Consider the following 15,990-nt stretch of genomic DNA (forward strand, 5'->3'; position numbering starts at 1 on the left):
GTCCCCAGCTCACACAGGGGTGACACCCCGTCCCGAATGTCCTGGGGAGTGCGGGGAAGTCCGCACCCGGAAGGGCGAGTTCGACGAAACGCCTGAACGGGCAGGTCCGCGCGCCGTAGCGTGTGAATCGCCCCCCGCGAAGTGTTCCCGGACCTGGAGGAGCCGTGCCCCGACCCCTGCCCGCCGAACACCTGCGCTCGGCCGCCAGCCGCCGCCTCGACGCGCGTTACCCCCACCACGCGGACGACTTCGTGCACGTCGTGGCGTTGGGAAGCTCTGTCGAGGCCTCCGACGCCGACCGGCTGGACACCCTGAGCCTCATCGACGAACTCCGCGAGACCCTGGACACCGCTGAGCGCCGCCACCTCGCCGCCCTGCGCGAACGCCCGGAACCGGTCGCCTGGAGCCGGATCGCGCGTGCCACCAACATCACCCGCCAAGGGGTCGAGCAGCGGTACCTGCGTGCCCTGGGCGGGCACGGGCGCAACCCCGCGGTGGGACGCCAGGTGCTGCAGATCCGCCGGCGCATCGCGCAGGTCTCCGAGCACCGCAGCGCCGCCCGGTGGGGACAGACCGGGCCCGCCGGACGCGACTGGCAGCTGCGGGTCCTGCTGCGCTCGCGCCACGGCCTCTGGGACGCGGAGGAGGGCCTGCTCAGCGGGGTCAAGGGGGTCCCGCCCTCCTTGGAGAACTACTGGCTGCCCTCGCGGGAGTGCTTCGTGCGCGGGGAGGACGTCGAGGTGCTGGAGGTGCTCGAGGAGTCCACCCCGTGGGAGGGCGTGCGGCCCGCGCTCTACCGCCGACAGGGGTTGCCGGGCCACCCCGAACCCCGCGACCGCGCGGCGCCGGGGGTCTCCGAACGCGCACGCTGACAGCGGGTTCACCCCCGCCGTTCCACCAGCGCAGAGACGGCCAGGCCCACGACGAGGCCCCAGAACGGGGCGCCCACGTTCCACAGCTGCACGTCGGCGACGGTCACCAGGAAACACGCCAGCGCACCCAGCGTGTGCGTCGACCCGAACCCGGCCACGAAGGCGTTCTGCAACGGCCGCAGCATCGCCAGCCCGCCCAGCGCCGCCACGAACGCCGCGGGCGCCGCCGACATCAGCCCGACGAAGACCGGGGCGAACACACCCAGCACCATCGCGAGTACCCCGAGCGTGAGCGCCGCCGTGTACTGGCGCGCCCGCTCACCGGTGGCGACCAGCAGCGCGTTGGTCGGGCCGGTCAGGCACGTGGACACCGCGCCCAGCGGGGCCACACCCACCGACCACACCCCGCTCACGATCGCGGACACGTTCACCGGGGGCCGGTGCCCCGCCGACCGCAGGACCGCCACACCCTGGCCGTTCTGCACGACCAGCACCGTGATGGCCACCGGGACCACCAGCTCCGTCAGGGCCCGCACGGTGAACTCGGGCGCCTGCAGCAGGGGTAGGGCCACGGGGGAGCCCGTCTGCGGGGCACCGCCGGCGCTCCCGGTCAGCACCACCGCGGCCACCCCCACCAACAGTGCGCCCAGCACCGGCGGCATCCACCGCGCCCACCGGCCCAGCGCCGACAACAGCAGGAACACCGCCACCATCGGCACCGCGACCAGCGGCAGGGACCCGACCGAGCCCACCAGCCCCAGACCGAAGTCCAGGAACACCCCCGCGACCATCGCCATGACGATCGGCAACGGCAGCGCGTCGTTGACCCACCGCACCAGGCCGCTCAGGCCCAGAACCGTGACCAGCACCCCGGTCACGACCAGCGCCCCCAAGACCTCGCTCCACCGCAGGCCGCCGGCGAGCGCGTTGCCGACCACCACCGTCCCGGGGATCGTCCAGAAGAACGCCAACGGGGTGCGGTAGAACCAGCTCACGCCCAGGGTCAGCACGCCGTTGACGAAGAAGACCGCGAAGATCCACGACGCCATCTCCGCCCCGCTCAACCCGCCGGACGAACCCGCGGCGAAGATGACGGCCACCGGTCCGGTCGCCGAGAAGACCAGGGCCACGACCGCCGACGCCGCGTACGACGGGCCCAGGTCGGCCAGGACCCTGCGCGGGGAGGGCGGCCGCCGGTCGGGGCGTTCCAGCAACCGCGGCCGGCCCCCTCCCGCCGAGCCGCCGCCGGCCCCATCGGACCCCACTGCCCGGTCGTGCCCGGACCCGCGGGTGTCCCGGCCCTGCTCGGACTGCGCCGTCATCGCTGCTCCTCCCCGCTCACGCCTCGGCGAACTTCGCGGCCAGGGCGCTGCGCGAGCGCACCCCGCACTTCGCGTAGATCCTGGTCAGGTGGTACTGGACGGTCTTGACGGAGACACACAGCCGCTCGGCCGCCTCCCGGTTGGTCATGCCGGACGCCACCAGCTCGGTGACCGCCCACTCCTGCGCGGTCAACTTCGTGGGGTCCTCCGAACGCGGCCGGTTGAACCCGCCCGCGCGCAACTCGCGGTCGCACTGGTCCACGTACACCGACGCACCCAGCGACACGTAGATCTCCCGCGCCGAGGCCAGCGCCGCGTCCGCCTCCCGCCGTTTGCCGGCCCGGCGCAGGGCCTGGCCGTGGCCGAAGTGGATCCGCGCCCGGTAGTACGGCACGGGGATGTCCTCGATGAGCTCCAGGGCCCGCTCGAACGCCCTCCGGCACTGGTCGATGTCGCCCCGGGCGGCGTGGATCCGCCCCCGGGCCGCGCTGAGCTTGGCCATCGTCGAACGGTGCCCGGCCAGAGCCGAACGCTCCTCGTGCGGGCGCAGGAACGCGTCGGCCTCCTCGACCCGGCCCGCCAGCACCAGTGCGTCCGCGTACATGTCGTGCCAGGGCCAGAACCCGGGCTGGTGGAAGTCGACGCTCTCCGACAGCTCCAGCAGGGGGCGCGCCGCCCGCAGCACGGCCTCGTGGTCGCCCCGCACCGCGGCGCACTGGATGTTGCACATCGCCGAGGGGATGACCTGGATCGGGTACCCCTCCGGCGAGGTGTCCAGCCGCCGCAGGTGGTTCCCGGCGGCGGCCTGGTCCCCGCGCAGCGCGTGCACCTGCGCGGCGGTCCAGTGCAGCAGCGGGCTCAGCAGGGTCAGCTCGTAGCGCTCGAACCGGGCCGAGGCGCGCGCGACCACCCGCAGGGCCTCGTCCCACTCGCCCAGCACGAAGTGGGTGCGGGCCAGCCAGGCCTCCGCCCAGAGGGAGATGCGGGCCGAGCCGTCGCCCTCCCTCGTGGGCAGGGCGCTCTCGAGCAGGCCGCGGGCGGGCACCGGGTCGTCCATGGCCAGCGCCACCCACCCAGCGGCCATCTGGAACCGTTGGGTGTGCGTGGCCGAGACCGACCCGATCTCGGCCACCAGGCGTTCGCGGGACCCGTCGCCCTCGCCGTGCACGATGGCCTGCCCGAGCGTGCGGATCGCCCACGCCTCCACCACCGGCGACGTGCCCGGTTCCCCGGTCTCCTGGACCCGTTCGGCCCAGTGGACGAGCCGTTCCGGGCGCCACTCGCACAAGGAGTGCAGCACCAGCCGCTGGGCCACGGACGCGAACCCGGCCGGGTCGGTGGCGGGGTTCAGGGCCGCCACCGCCCGGTGCAGGGACGCGTGCGCCGCGCGCCGGCGCCCGCGGTGGATGTCGAGGTAACCGAGGGAGGCGTCCCGGGACGGACAGGGGCGCACCTCTTCCAGCATCGGGGTGTGCATCATCGCCGCGGGGATGTCGGCCGACCCGACCAGCGCGTCCACCCCGGCGATGGTCAACGCGTCGCGGGTGTCGCAGCCGTCGGTGAGCTCGGCGGCGGTCAGGAACAGGCGCGCCGCCGTCGGCCACTCCCCGGCGGCCGCGTGGACCCCGGCCCGGTCGCGCAGGGCGGCCGAGAGCTCCTCGTCCCCGCCGAGCGCGGCCGCCGCCCGGTGCTCCAGGACGGCGTCGGTCCCGTCCAGCCCCGCGGCCGCACGCAGGTGCAGCTCGCGGCGTTCGGCCGGCGGCACCGACCGGTAGACCGCGGCCCGGGCCATGGGTGAGACGAACCGGAAACAGGTGCGGGCGGTGCCGTCCACGACCCGCAGCAGCCCGTGCCGGACCGCTTCGTCCAACCCGGGCAGCGGATCCCGCACCCCGAGCACGTCGCGCACGTCCTCGTAGCGCACCGGTTCGTGCAGCACCGACACCAGCCGGGCGGCGGCGGCCCCGGCGGGCGAGCACCGGTGCAGCGCCTCGTGCACCTCGGCGTGCACGGACGCGGGGACCGGGAGCGACCGCGAGGTGTCCCGCCACGTGTCCGGGGTGGCCTCGGCCAGGATCCGCAGGACCGACGACAGGTCGCCGCCGGTGTGTTCGTGCAGCAGCCGCGCCTTGCCCGGGCTGAGGTGCACACCCGCGGCCGTGTGGGCGAGGTCGCGGATCTCGGCACTGGTCAGCGGGCGCAGGGGCACGGTGTGGTCGACGTGGCGGTCGCGGAGTCTTCGGAACGCGGGGGACAGGTCGGCGGCCCCGTCGTCGGCCGCCAGTAGGACCAGTACCCGACCGCACCCGGCCCTGCGCACCGCCGTGACCAGCGCGCGCAGGGACTCGGTGTCGGTCCAGTGGGCGTCGTCGACCACCACCGTCACCGGGCGGTCGGCGGTCGTGAAGGCCTCGGCCAGCATCAGGGGCGAGGGTGCGGGACGCCCCGCCTCCCCGGCGGCACCGGGGAGGGGAAGGGCGTCCAGGACCTGTTCGGCCAGGTCGTAGGGGCTGTCGCTGGTCCAGGGCAGGGCCGAGACGGAGACGGTGATCCCGTCGCCGCACTGCCGGGTGAAGCGGGAGAGCAGGGTGGTCCGCCCCGAGCCCAGCGGCCCCTCGAGCAGGACCAGCAGGGAACGGTCGGAGCGTGCCGTGGCCAGGTGTGCGTTGAGGGTGTCGAGTTCGTGTCGGCGCAGAGTGGTCACCGGGTGTCCTGTTTCACTCACTTGTGCAGGCTAGAAGGTGCGCTGTCGCCGCTCGCGGCCGACTCCGCCCCGATGACCTCGGGTGATGCCGCGGTTGCTGCCCGCCGCGCCTCCCGGGGGACGCTCCACGTGACCGCGGCGCCGAGCACCGCGATGCCCGCGAAGACGTAGAAGGAGGCCTCGCTGCTGAGCCCCGCGCCCATGAGCACACCGCCCACCAGCGGCCCCAGGATCCCCCCGAGCCGCCCGAACCCGGCGCACCAGGCCACGCCGGCCGCCCGTGCCGAGGTCGGGTAGTAGTTCGACACGAACCCGTACACCAGCACCTGGGTCCCGATCGTGCCGACACCGGCCATGGCGACCGCGGCCAGCAGCATCCACACCGGCAGGCCCAGGGTCAGCACGACCAGGGCGAGCGCGGCGAGCCCGAACGTGACGGCGATGATGCGCTGCGGGTGGGTGCGGTCGGCCCGGTAGGAGGCGTAGAGCGCGCCCAGGATGGCGCCGCCGTTGAGCACCAGCAGGAACGCCAGGGAGCCCTGGGTGTCGAACCCGGCCTGCCCCATGATCTGCGGCAGCCACGTGTTGAGCCCGTAGGTGAGCAGCAGCCCGGCGAAGCTCATCATGCCCAGCAGGGCGGTCGGCAGCAGGTAGGGGCGGCTCGCCAGGAGCGCGAAGCCCGAACGCCCGCCGTCGTCGCGTTCGGCGGCGTCCTCACTCGCGGAGGGCAGGGGCACCCCGGTGCGTTCGGCGACCCGTGCGGCCTCCTCGGTACGGCCGCGGGAGAGAAGCCAGCGCGGGGACTCGGGCAGCTTGGCCAGCGCCAGGGGCAGCAGGATCACCAGCGGCAGCGCGCCGATCCAGAACAGCCCGCGCCAGCCGATCGCCTCCTGCAGCAGGATCGCCAGCAGCGAGGCCATCACACCGCCGGCCGGGATCCCGCTGTAGACGATCGCGTTGTACAGGTTGCGCCGGCCGGGCGGAGCGAACTCGGCCACGACCGCGCCGGCGGTGGCCACGAGGGCGCCCACACCGAGGCCGGTGACGAAGCGCAGCACGCCGAAGGCGACCACGGACGTGGCCATCGCGGTCAGCCCCATGCCGACCGAGAACCAGACGATGTTGATGATCATCATACGGCGCCGGCCGACGCGGTCGCCGACGGCCCCGGCGGTCAGAGCGCCGACCATGACGCCGACGAGTGCGTATGAGCCCAGTGCCCCCGCCTGGCCCGGCGTGAGTTCGCCCAGGTCGGTGGGGTCGGCGAGCAGGGTCGGAAGCACGGTCCCGTAGACGACGAGGTCGTAACCGTCGAAGAGCACGGCGAGCGCCGCGATGAGGACGACCCAGCGCACCGTGCTGCGGTGGCGGGGGCTCTTCCAGGTGGTGTCGGGGGTCGCGGAGGCGGTCTCCCGGGAAGCAGGCATGGGTGGTCTCCCTTGCGGGCGGGATGGTGCGGCGGGGCTGAGCCGCCGCCGGATGCCATGGGTCCGGTGGGACGAGCGGGGTCAGGGCGACGGAGGGGGAACAGGGGAATGCGAGCAGGCCGAGGGCGCGCGAAGGAAGGGCAGGGGCGCGCGGGGCGGGAGAGAGGGGAAGAGCGCGGAAGAAGGGGAGGGGCCGGGGGGTGTGACCCCTCCCGTCAGCCGAGGTCGCCGCCGGCCACCGGCAGCACGCTCCCGGTGATGTAGGAGGCCTCGGGGGAGGCCAGGAAGCAGATCGCGGCGGCCTGTTCCTCCAGCGATCCGTACCGGCCCATGAGGGAGTGCTCGGTGGTCTGGTCCACGACCTCCTGGAACCACGCGCGTTCCTGGTCGGTGGCGGCCGACGGCCCGCGCGGCACCTTGCGGGCGGGGGCCTCGGTCCCGCCCGGCGCGGTCGCCACCACCCGGACGCCGTGCGGTGCGGCCTCGAGGGCCAGCGATGCGGTGATCGCGTTGACGCCGCCCTTGGCAGCCGAGTAGGGGACCCGGTTCACGCCGCGGGTCGCGACCGAGGAGACGTTGACGACGGTGCCGCCGCCGGCCTCGATCATGTGCGGCAGCACCGCCCGGCAGCACCACAGCGTCGGGAACAGGGAACGCTGGATCTCCGTCTGCACCTGGTCGGCGGTGTACTTCTCGAAGGGTTTGGCCCAGATCGTGCCGCCGACGTTGTTGACGAGCACGTCGATGCGGCCGTGGCGTTCCTGGATCCCGTCGAAGACCTCCTCGGCGGGTTCGAAGCACTCCAGGTCGGCGGTGAGGGCCTCGGCGCGTCCGCCGTCGCCGAGGATCTTCTCCACGACCTCGTGCACGACCGCGGAACGGTCGATCAGCACCGTCGTGCCTCCCTCGGCGGCGATGCGCAGGGCCACCGCGCGGCCGATGCCCTGCGCCGCGCCGGTGACCGCGACGACCTTGCCGTCGAACCGGCCGGGGTGGACCGAGGCGCTCATCCGGCCACCTTCTCCCCGAGGGAGGACCGCAGGCCCTCCTTCTCCCCGTCGGAGGGGGCGGCGGCCGGGTTGAACTTCTCGAAGTGGAACGCGGCCGGGGCGATGCCCTCGTCGTCGAGGTGCCCGCGCACCGCCTCCACCATCTTCGGCGGGCCGCACAGGTACACGTCGACGTCGCCGCCGTGCAGGTGCTCGGGGCCCATCAGCGACATCACGTACCCCTTGTTGGGGGCGCCGCTGTCGGGGTCGGCCACGCAGTAGGAGTAGGTGAACCCGGGGAGCTCGGCGGCGTGCCGGTCCAGGGCCTCCAGCTCCACGAGGTCCTCGTCGGTGGAGACGCCGTAGACCAGGTGGACCGGGTGCTCGGCGGGGGAGTCCTTCATCCGCTCCAGGATCGACAGCATCGGGGCGAGCCCGGTGCCGCCGGCCAGCAGCAGGGCGGGGCGCTTCTGCTCGCGCAGGAAGAAGCTCCCCATCGGCCCGGTGAAGTCGAGCCGGTCGCCCTCGCGGGCGCGGTCGCGCAGGTACTCCGACATGAGCCCGCCCTCGGTGATGCGCACCAGGAACGAGACCTCGCGGGCGGAGGGGCCCGAGCTGAAGGAGTAGGAACGTGTCGACCCGGTGCCGGGCACCTCCACGTTCACGTACTGGCCGGGCAGGAACGCCAGCTCGTCGCGCTCGTCGACCTCCAGGGTGAAGGCGACCGTGGTCTCCGACAGGTGGCGGAGCTCGGTGAGGGTGCCGGTGTGGCGGGCGGCGCCGGTCTTGGCGGCGGCCGAGGTGCTGGCCACCTGCACCACGAGGTCGCTCTCCGGGGTCATCTGGCAGGGCAGGCAGTACCCCTCGTCGGCCTCGTCGTCGGTGAGGGCGTCCTCGATGTAGTCGCCGCCGTCGTAGTCGCCGCTCTCGCAGAACGCCTTGCAGGTTCCGCAGGCGCCGTCGCGGCAGTCGAAGGGGATGTTGATGCGGGCCTTGTAGGCGGCGTCGGCGACCGTCTCCATCGGGTTGCAGGAGATCATGCGCGTGACGCCGTCCTCGAAGGCCAGCGCGACCTGGTGCGCCATGGGGTGCCTCCTTCCGGGGGCTGGGGGAGCGGGATCAGAGCAGGTAGATGTCGACGACGTGGTGCACGCAGTCGTTCTTCAGCACGATCTTCTTGCGGCGGATGCGGGGCTGCTCGCCGGTCAGGTCCAGCGTCAGGTGCGTGACCCCGAAGTAGGTGTCGGTGGTCTGGTACCGGTAGTACAGCGAGAACCAGTTGTGGCGCAGGTCGATCTCGCCGTCGCGGCGGTCGAGGATCTCCACGTTGGAGATGTTGTGGCCGGTCCGCGGCTCCGGCAGCGACGTGGCGCTGGAGCGGTCGGTTCGGATGCGGAAGACCCGGTCCTCCAGGCCGCCCCGGTTGGGGTAGTAGATGAGCGAGATCTCGCGCTGGGGGTCCTCGGTGAGCTCGCCGTTGTCGTCCCAGGCCGGCATCCAGTACTCGGCCTCGGGGTGATAGCACTCCAGCCAGTCCTCGAACCGGCGGTCGTCCAGGAGCCGGGCCTCGCGGTACAGGAAGTCCTCGACCTCGGCGCGGGTGATGGTGGCGGCGGTCGCGGGCACGGATGCGGTGATCGTCATGGTCGGTGGCCTCAGCTCTGGGTGTTCTGCTCGATCCGGTGGGCGCTCTCCTCGGCCAGGGCCTTGACCATCTCGTCGCGCCAGTAGCCGTGCTGGATCGGGTACAGGCCCTCGTCCTCGGTCTTGGCGCCGCTGGAGAGCACGTTGTCGAGCCCGATGCCGCGCGCGGTCTCGTCCGGGCCGTTCAGCTGGTGGGTGACGCCGCGGCTGAGGTCGTTCCACGGGGAGGCGGTGGCCCGGTAGGTCTTCTGGCAGGAGCGGAACTCCTCCAGGTCGTCCGGGGTGGCCATGCCGGTCGCGTTGAAGAAGTCCTCGTACTGGCGGATCCGGTTGGCGCGCGACTCGTCGCTCTCGCCCTTCGGCGCGATGCAGTAGATGGTGACCTCTGTCTTGTCCACCGAGATCGGCCGGAAGTGCCGGATCTGGCTGGAGAACTGGTCCATCACGTACACGTTCGGGTACAGGCACAGGTTGCGGGACGCGCCCACCATGAACTCGGCCTTCTTCTCCCCGAACTTCTCGGCGAGCTCCTCGCGCTGCGGGAAGAGCGGGCGGTCCTGCGGGTTGCCCCACCACATCCACAGCAGCAGGTGGCCGTGGTCGAAGGAGTAGTAACCGCCGCCCTGCTTGCCCCAGGTGCCGGCGTCCATCGCCTTGGTCTCGTTCGCGGACTCACCGGACTTGCGGCGGGCGGTCGTGGCCGCGTAGTTCCAGTGTGTGGAGGAGACGTGGTAACCGTCCGCGCCGTTCTCGGCCTGGAGCTTCCAGTTGCCGTCGAAGGTGTAGGTGGAGGCGCCGCGCAGCACCTCCAGGCCCTCGGGGGACTGGTCGACGAGCATGTCCAGGATGGTGCGGGTGTCGCCGAGGTGCTCGTCGAGCGGCTTGACGTCGGGGTTGAGGCTGCCGAACAGGAACCCGCGGTAGCTCTCGAACCGGGCGACCTTGGTGAGGTCGTGCGAGCCGTCCTTGTTGAACTGCTCGGGGTAGCCGCCGCTGCGCTGGTCCTTGGCCTTGAGCAGCTTGCCGGCGTTGTTGAACGTCCACCCGTGGAAGGGGCAGGTCAGGGTGGTGCGGTTGTCGGTCTTGCGGCGGCAGAGCATGGCGCCGCGGTGGCTGCACGCGTTGATGAGGGCGTTGAGCGCGCCGTCCTTGCCGCGGGTGATGACGATCGGCTGGCGCCCGATGTGGGTGGTGAAGTAGTCGCCCACGTTCGGGATCTGGCTGTCGTGCGCCAGGTAGACCCAGTTGCCCTCGAAGATGTACTTCATCTCGAGCTCGAAGAGCTCCTCGTCGGTGAAGACCGACCGGTGCATCTGGTGGCGGCCGTTGGCCTCGTCCTCGATGAGTGCGTCGTCGAGGAGGGATCGGACATGGCCCAGGGTCTCGGTCACCGGGTACCTCCTGTGGTGCTCGTGAACCCGCCGTGAACAGGTCGTTTCGGCGAAGTTGCCCACCACCTTGACACTCGGTGTCCTGAGTCACACCGGGCAAATGCCTAGGACTGGCCCAGGGGGTCTGGAGCCGGACAGCCCCGGCCCGTCATGCTGTGCGGGAGCCGGGGGACACGGGCCGTCCCCCGGTGGAGTCCCAGGTCAGTGAGGTCCCCGAGGTGCTAGTGGCCGGTGAACCCCATGCGGCTGCTGAGCCGCTCGGCCGCGTCGGTGATCAGCGGGGCCACCGCGTCCCGGAACTCCTCCACCGAGGCCCGCCCGGTCGAGGTGGAGCTCGCCAGGGCGCCGACGGAGACCCCGGAGGCGTCGCGGACCGGGGCGGCCAGGGTGATGAGCCCGCGCTCCAGCTCGTCGGAGGTCAGGGCGTACCCGTGTTCGCGTACCGCCCCGACCGCCTCGCGCAGGGCGTCGGCGTCGGTGACCGTGGCCGGGCCCAACGGGGCGAAGCCCGAACCCGAGACCACCCGGTCGACGGTGTCCGGGCTCTCCCACGCCAGCAGCGCCCGCCCCATGGACGTGGCGTAGGCCGGGACCCGGGTGCCGACCGAGACGTTGATGCTCATGATCCGGCGGACCGGGACCCGTGCCGCGTAGACCACGTCGGTCCCGTCGAGCACACCGAGGGAGGCCGATTCCCCGGTGCGGTCGGCCAGCTCGAGCAGCAGGGGCTGGGCGGCCTCGGTCAGCGCGTGGGAGGCGGAGAAGTGCCGACCCAGGCTCAGCACCCGCGGGGTCAGGCGCCACCGGTCCCCGTCGTTGTCCACGTACCCGAGCCGCTGGAGGGTGAGCAGGATGCGCCGGACCGCGGGCCGGGACAGCCCGGTGGCCTCGGCGACCTCGGCCGGGGTGGGGGTCGGCCGCTGCTCGCCGAAGGCCGACAGGACGGTGAAGCCCCGTTCGATGCTCCGGATGAAGTCGCGGTCGTTGCTGGTCATGGGGCCTCCGAGTCGGGGTGTCCGGGCCGTGCCCGCGAAGTCTGGCATTGACAGCACCGGTGAACCAACGCACACTGAGCCTCGTACGCACAGCGGTTAACCAGTACGCACAGCGTACGCCCCGTGGGGTGGGTCCCGTTCCCGGCCCGCACCCCCGCACCCCCGCGGCGACACCGCTCCGCTCCCGTCCGCGACATCCGCGAGGAGAACCCCGATGACCGCCACCGACGCCCCCACCGCCTCCGGTTCCGGGACCGCCGCCACCGAGAAGTTCACCGCCGAGCGCGTCAGCGCCGACACCCCGCCCGAGCGCCTGGCCGCGATCGCCAAGGACGCCCTCGGCGCGCTCAACCGGGTGATCCTCGACCACGAGGTCAGCTACGCCGAGTACCGCGTCCTCAAGCAGTGGCTCATCGACGTCGGCGAGGGCGGCGAGTGGCCGCTGTTCCTCGACGTGTTCATCGAGCACTCCGTCGAGGAGGTCCTGGCCCGCTCCCGCCAGGGAACCAAGGGCAGCATCGAGGGTCCCTACTACGTGGCCGACGCGCCCGAGCTGCCGGCCGAGTGCACCATGCCGATGCGCGAGGAGGACCGCCGGGGCGAGCAGCTCGTCTTCTCCGGCCAGGTCACCGACCTCGACGGCAACGGCCTCGGCGGCGCGAAGGTCGAGCTCTGGCACGCCGACGCCGAGGGGTACTACTCGCAGTTCGCGCCGCACCTGCCCGAGTGGAACCTGCGCGGCACCATCGTCACCGACGAGCAGGGCCGCTACTCCATCACCACCGCGCTGCCCGCGCCGTACAAGATCCCCACCGACGGCCCCACCGGGCAGTTCATCGAGGCGCAGAACGGCCACCCGTGGCGCCCCGCCCACCTGCACCTGATCGTGTCCAGCCCGGGCCGCCACCCCATCACCACGCAGCTCTACTTCCGGGGCGGCGAGTGGGTGGAGGACGACGTCGCCTCCGCCACCAAGCCCGAACTGATCCTCGACCCGGTCAAGGGGGAGGACGGCCTCCACCGGGTCGAGTACCGCTTCGCCCTCGACCCCGCCGAGTAGGGCACCCCGTCCCGTCCTCGCCGCCGTCGGCCCGCACCGGGCCGGCGGCCGCCCCCTGCCCGCTCGCACAGGAAGCGCACATGCCCGACCTCACCGTCCGCTCCGTGGACAGCGTCATCCTCGACGTGCCCCTGATACGCCCGCACAAGTTCGCGACCACCACCGCCACCGCCCAGCCGATCCTGCTGGTCACCGTCACCACCGAGGACGGCGTGGCCGGCCACGGCGAAGGCGTCGTGCCCGGCGGTCCCTGGTGGGGCGGCGAATCGGTCGAGACCATGAAGGCGATCGTCGACCGCTACCTCGCCCCCGTGATCGTCGGCCGCCGGGTGAACGAGCTCCCGGGCATCATGGCCGACCTGGAACGGGTGGTCGCCAACGCCCGCTTCGCCAAGGCCGCCGTCGACGTCGCCCTCCACGACGCCTGGGCCCGTTCGCTCGGGGTGCCCGTGCACGACCTGCTCGGCGGTGCGTGCCGCGACTCGATCGAGGTGACCTGGGCGCTCGGCTCGGCCCCCGTCGGCGAGGTGCTGGACGAGGTCGAGGGCAAGCTCGAGTCCGGGCTCCACCACAGCTTCAAGCTCAAGATGGGCGCCCTGCCACCGGACGAGGACACCCGCCGCGTCGCCGAGATCGCCCGGGCCCTGGACGGGCGCGCGTCGGTGCGCGTGGACGTCAACGCCCGCTGGGACCGCTTCACCGCCCTGACCCACGTGCCCCGCCTCGTCGAGGCCGGCGTCGATCTGGTCGAGCAGCCCACCCCCGGCAACCAGATCGAGGTGCTGGCCGAGCTCACCCGCCGCACCGGCGCCACGGTGATGGCCGACGAGTCGGTGTGCAGCCCCCACGACGCCCTGGAGGTCGTGCGCCAGGGGGCGGCCGACGTCATCGCGCTCAAGACCACCAAGGTCGGCGGGTTGCGCCAGAGCCGGGAGGTCGCCGCGATCGCCAAGGCACAGGGGGTCGCCCTGCACGGCGCGACGTCCCTGGAGGGGCCGGTGGGCACCGCCGCCTCGCTGCACTTCGTGTGCTCCGAACCCGGGGTCAACCACGGTTCCGAGCTGTTCGCGCCGCTGCTGCTGGCCGAGGAGCTGCTCACCGAACCGTTGCGCTACGCCGACGGGCGCCTGCACCTGCCCGAGGGGCCCGGGCTCGGCGTCGAGCTCGACCCCGACGCCGTCAAACGCTTCACCCGCACCTGACCGGAAGGCCCGACATGGCTCTCTTCCACGTCCGCATGGACGTCGACATCCCGCGCGACCTCGACGAGCAGGTGCGCACCGACACCGTCGCCCGCGAGAAGGCCTACTCGCAGCAGCTGCAGCGCGAGGGCACGTGGGTGCACATCTGGCGCATCGTCGGCCAGTACTCCAACATCAGCGTCTTCGACGTGGAGTCCGCCGACGAGCTGCACAAGATCCTGACCGCCCTGCCGCTGTTCCCGTACATGGACATCGAGGTCATGCCGCTGACCCGGCACCCCTCGGCGCTCTGAGCCCGCGCGGACCGACTACCCGGGCCGGCCCGGCACGCCCGGGTCCGGGTCCTCGGCCAGGCGCCGTCCCAGCCCCGTGGCGGCCACCCGCAGCGCCGGGACCAGCCGCTGCAGGTCGGCGCGGACCGAGTGCACCACGATGCCCAGCGCTGCGACCGGGGGCGCCTGCCGGTCGGGGCGCACGGGCACCGCGACCGAGCACGAACCGAGGGTCATCTCCTCGTGGGTGGAGGCGTACTCGCGCTCGACCGCCCGGCGCAGGTCCCGTGCGAGCCTGCCGCCCTCGGTGATCGTGTGGCGGGTGCGTGCTTCCAGGCCGCGGGCGCAGTAGGCCTGCACATGGTCCGGTCCCGACCAGGCCAGGAGCGCCTTGCCGACGCCGGTGGTGTGCAGGGGCAGGCGTTCACCCACCCGGGACAGCACCGGGACGGAGCGGTGTCCGGCGAGTTTTTCCACGTACAGCGCGTGGTCGCCGTCGCGCACGGCCAGGTGGATGTTCTCGCGGGTGATCTCGTAGAGGTCCTGCATGTACGGCAGCGCCCGCTCGCGCAGGCGGTCGGCGACCGGTGCCAGGAGGCCGGTGCGCCACAGCCGCAGCCCGACCCGGTAGCGCCCGTCCGCGCCGCGTTCCAGCGCGCCCCACGACAGCAGCTCCCCGACGAGGCGGTGGGCGGTGGCCGGGGCGAGGCCCGCCGCGCGGGCCAGCTCGGCCAGGGTCGCGCTGGGGCGCTCAGGGGTGAGGGCTCCGAGGAGATCGAGGGCTCGGGCGGTCACCGAACGGTCGTCATCCGTACGCATGCTCGGCATGCGCACATAATTGCACGGATCTTCCGGTCAACGGAACACACCCCTGGACTGTGACCTGACGCACGGGTTCCGTTGACCTCATGCACATTCACGAGACCCGAACCCAGGTCGCGATCGTCGGCGCGGGCCCGGCCGGCCTCACCCTCTCCCACCTGCTCGCAGCGCAGGGCATCGACTCCGTCGTCGTGGAGATCCGCGAACGCCACGAGATCGAGGGCACCATCCGCGCAGGGATCCTCGAACAGGGCACCGTCGACCTGCTCTCCGGATCCGGGATCGACACCCGCGTCCACACCGAGGGGGCCCGGCACGACGGCATCGAACTGCGCTTCGACGGCCGCGGGCACCGCATCGACTTCGCCCGCCACGTGGGCCGGTCCGTGTGGCTCTACCCCCAGCACGAGGTGCTCAAGGACCTCATCGCCACCCGCGTTCGCGACGGCGCCGACCTGCGCTTCGGCGTCTCCGACGTCGTCGTCGACGGGGTCGGCGGAACCGAGCCCGAGGTCGCCTTCACCGACCGCGACGGTACCCGAACCCGCCTGCGCTGCGACGTCGTCGCCGGGTGCGACGGGTCCGCGGGGGTGAGCCGGAACGCCTTCCCCGACGGCACCGCCCAGGACCACTTCCGCACCTACCCCTTCGGGTGGTTCGGGATCCTCGCCGAGGCGCCGCCGTCCGCGCCCGAGCTGATCTACACCCACTCCGAACGCGGGTTCGCGCTCATCAGCAGCCGCACCCCGACCGTCCAGCGCATGTACTTCCAGTGCGACCCGCGGGAGGACCCCGCCGACTGGAGCGACGCCCGCATCTGGGACGAACTCCAGGCCCGTGTCGCGGGAGAGGACGGGTTCTCCCTGAAGGAGGGCCGCATCTTCCAGCGCGGGGTGATCCCCATGCGCAGCTACGTCCGTACCCCGATGCGCCACGGCCGCCTGCTGCTGGCCGGCGACGCCGCACACACCGTCCCGCCCACCGGCGCCAAGGGCCTCAACCTCGCCATGGCCGACGTGCAGGTGCTCGCCCGCACCCTGACCGACTTCTTCGGATCCGGCGACGAGGGCACCCTGGACACCTACGGCCCCACCGCCCTGCGCCGCGTCTGGCGTGCCCAACACTTCTCCTACTGGATGACCTCGATGCTGCACACCGACCCCGCCGGCAGCGACTTCGACCTCAACCGCCAGCGCGGCGAGCTCGACTCGGTCACCAGCAGCGCCGCCGGTTCGACCTACCTCGCCGAGGCCTACACCGGCTGGCCCCTGTCCCTCTGACACCGATCCC

General features: G+C 72.5%; 14 protein-coding genes. 5 read left to right on the top strand and 9 right to left on the bottom strand.

The annotated features are described in order from the left end of the window. The first annotated feature begins 164 nt into the window (after positions 1–164). Positions 165–872 (top strand): hypothetical protein, encoded by a 708-nt coding sequence (locus IDM40_RS18140; RefSeq protein ID WP_193123213.1) that lies wholly within the window; start codon positions 165–167, stop codon positions 870–872. A gap of 8 nt (positions 873–880) precedes the next feature. Here IDM40_RS18140 and IDM40_RS18145 read toward each other — a convergent pair whose 3' ends face one another. The 8 genes from IDM40_RS18145 to IDM40_RS18180 form a co-directional block, all read right to left on the bottom strand. Next, positions 881–2,194 carry a benzoate/H(+) symporter BenE family transporter gene (locus IDM40_RS18145; RefSeq protein ID WP_193123214.1) on the bottom strand — a complete coding sequence of 438 codons (1,314 nt, stop codon included), beginning with the start codon at positions 2,192–2,194 and terminating at the stop codon, positions 881–883. 16 nt (positions 2,195–2,210) lie between these two features. Continuing rightward, the gene (locus tag IDM40_RS18150; protein WP_193123215.1) at positions 2,211–4,919 is read right to left on the bottom strand and encodes a helix-turn-helix transcriptional regulator; all 2,709 of its coding nucleotides are present in this window, start codon (positions 4,917–4,919) and stop codon (positions 2,211–2,213) included. Next, a complete protein-coding gene (locus tag IDM40_RS18155; protein WP_193123216.1) occupies positions 4,916–6,325 on the bottom strand; it encodes an MFS transporter in 1,410 nt (469 codons plus the stop codon). The genes IDM40_RS18150 and IDM40_RS18155 overlap by 4 nt, the downstream gene beginning before the upstream one ends. Positions 6,326–6,540: 215 nt before the next feature. Continuing rightward, entirely contained in the window at positions 6,541–7,335 is a 795-nt protein-coding gene (locus tag IDM40_RS18160; protein ID WP_193123217.1) for a 1,6-dihydroxycyclohexa-2,4-diene-1-carboxylate dehydrogenase, read from the bottom strand. Continuing rightward, positions 7,332–8,399, bottom strand: a complete 1,068-nt coding sequence (benC, locus tag IDM40_RS18165; RefSeq protein ID WP_193123218.1) for a benzoate 1,2-dioxygenase electron transfer component BenC — start codon at positions 8,397–8,399, stop codon at positions 7,332–7,334. Before benC ends, IDM40_RS18160 begins: the two co-directional genes overlap by 4 nt. A gap of 34 nt (positions 8,400–8,433) precedes the next feature. Then, positions 8,434–8,958, bottom strand: a complete 525-nt coding sequence (benB, locus tag IDM40_RS18170; protein ID WP_193123219.1) for a benzoate 1,2-dioxygenase small subunit — start codon at positions 8,956–8,958, stop codon at positions 8,434–8,436. Between the two features lie 11 nt (positions 8,959–8,969). Further along, a complete protein-coding gene (gene benA, locus IDM40_RS18175; protein WP_193123220.1) occupies positions 8,970–10,349 on the bottom strand; it encodes a benzoate 1,2-dioxygenase large subunit in 1,380 nt (459 codons plus the stop codon). A gap of 221 nt (positions 10,350–10,570) precedes the next feature. After that, positions 10,571–11,344: an IclR family transcriptional regulator domain-containing protein gene (locus IDM40_RS18180; protein ID WP_193123221.1), complete on the bottom strand. Its 774-nt coding sequence runs from the start codon at positions 11,342–11,344 to the stop codon at positions 10,571–10,573. Positions 11,345–11,558: 214 nt separating this feature from the next. Here IDM40_RS18180 and catA point away from each other — a divergent pair, with 214 nt between their 5' ends. The 3 genes from catA to catC all read left to right on the top strand — a co-directional run bounded on the left by catA (position 11,559) and on the right by catC (position 13,899). Beyond that, positions 11,559–12,404 (top strand): catechol 1,2-dioxygenase, encoded by an 846-nt coding sequence (gene catA / locus IDM40_RS18185; RefSeq protein WP_193123222.1) that lies wholly within the window; start codon positions 11,559–11,561, stop codon positions 12,402–12,404. Positions 12,405–12,484: 80 nt separating this feature from the next. Continuing rightward, entirely contained in the window at positions 12,485–13,606 is a 1,122-nt protein-coding gene (locus IDM40_RS18190) for a muconate/chloromuconate family cycloisomerase (protein ID WP_193123223.1), read from the top strand. Positions 13,607–13,620: 14 nt separating this feature from the next. Beyond that, entirely contained in the window at positions 13,621–13,899 is a 279-nt protein-coding gene (gene catC / locus IDM40_RS18195) for a muconolactone Delta-isomerase (protein ID WP_193123224.1), read from the top strand. Between the two features lie 15 nt (positions 13,900–13,914). Here catC and IDM40_RS18200 read toward each other — a convergent pair whose 3' ends face one another. Then, positions 13,915–14,706, bottom strand: a complete 792-nt coding sequence (locus IDM40_RS18200; protein WP_193123225.1) for an IclR family transcriptional regulator — start codon at positions 14,704–14,706, stop codon at positions 13,915–13,917. Between the two features lie 80 nt (positions 14,707–14,786). Between IDM40_RS18200 and IDM40_RS18205 the strand changes: the two genes are divergently transcribed. Beyond that, positions 14,787–15,980: a 4-hydroxybenzoate 3-monooxygenase gene (locus IDM40_RS18205; protein ID WP_193123226.1), complete on the top strand. Its 1,194-nt coding sequence runs from the start codon at positions 14,787–14,789 to the stop codon at positions 15,978–15,980. Positions 15,981–15,990 lie beyond the last annotated feature (10 nt).

The organism is Nocardiopsis coralli (assembly GCF_014892575.1).
Lineage (GTDB): Bacteria > Actinomycetota > Actinomycetes > Streptosporangiales > Streptosporangiaceae > Nocardiopsis > Nocardiopsis coralli.

Bases quoted from the DNA above. Each gene is read 5' to 3' on its own strand.
- IDM40_RS18190 (WP_193123223.1), top strand. From the start codon at position 12,485: ATGCCCGACCTCACCGTCCGCTCCGTGGACAGCGTCATCCTCGACGTG.
- IDM40_RS18145 (WP_193123214.1), bottom strand. From the start codon at position 2,194: ATGACGGCGCAGTCCGAGCAGGGCCGGGACACCCGCGGGTCCGGGCAC.
- IDM40_RS18200 (WP_193123225.1), bottom strand. From the start codon at position 14,706: ATGCCGAGCATGCGTACGGATGACGACCGTTCGGTGACCGCCCGAGCC.
- IDM40_RS18160 (WP_193123217.1), bottom strand. From the start codon at position 7,335: ATGAGCGCCTCGGTCCACCCCGGCCGGTTCGACGGCAAGGTCGTCGCG.
- catA (WP_193123222.1), top strand. From the start codon at position 11,559: ATGACCGCCACCGACGCCCCCACCGCCTCCGGTTCCGGGACCGCCGCC.
- catC (WP_193123224.1), top strand. From the start codon at position 13,621: ATGGCTCTCTTCCACGTCCGCATGGACGTCGACATCCCGCGCGACCTC.
- IDM40_RS18180 (WP_193123221.1), bottom strand. From the start codon at position 11,344: ATGACCAGCAACGACCGCGACTTCATCCGGAGCATCGAACGGGGCTTC.
- IDM40_RS18205 (WP_193123226.1), top strand. From the start codon at position 14,787: ATGCACATTCACGAGACCCGAACCCAGGTCGCGATCGTCGGCGCGGGC.
- benC (WP_193123218.1), bottom strand. From the start codon at position 8,399: ATGGCGCACCAGGTCGCGCTGGCCTTCGAGGACGGCGTCACGCGCATG.
- benB (WP_193123219.1), bottom strand. From the start codon at position 8,958: ATGACGATCACCGCATCCGTGCCCGCGACCGCCGCCACCATCACCCGC.
- IDM40_RS18155 (WP_193123216.1), bottom strand. From the start codon at position 6,325: ATGCCTGCTTCCCGGGAGACCGCCTCCGCGACCCCCGACACCACCTGG.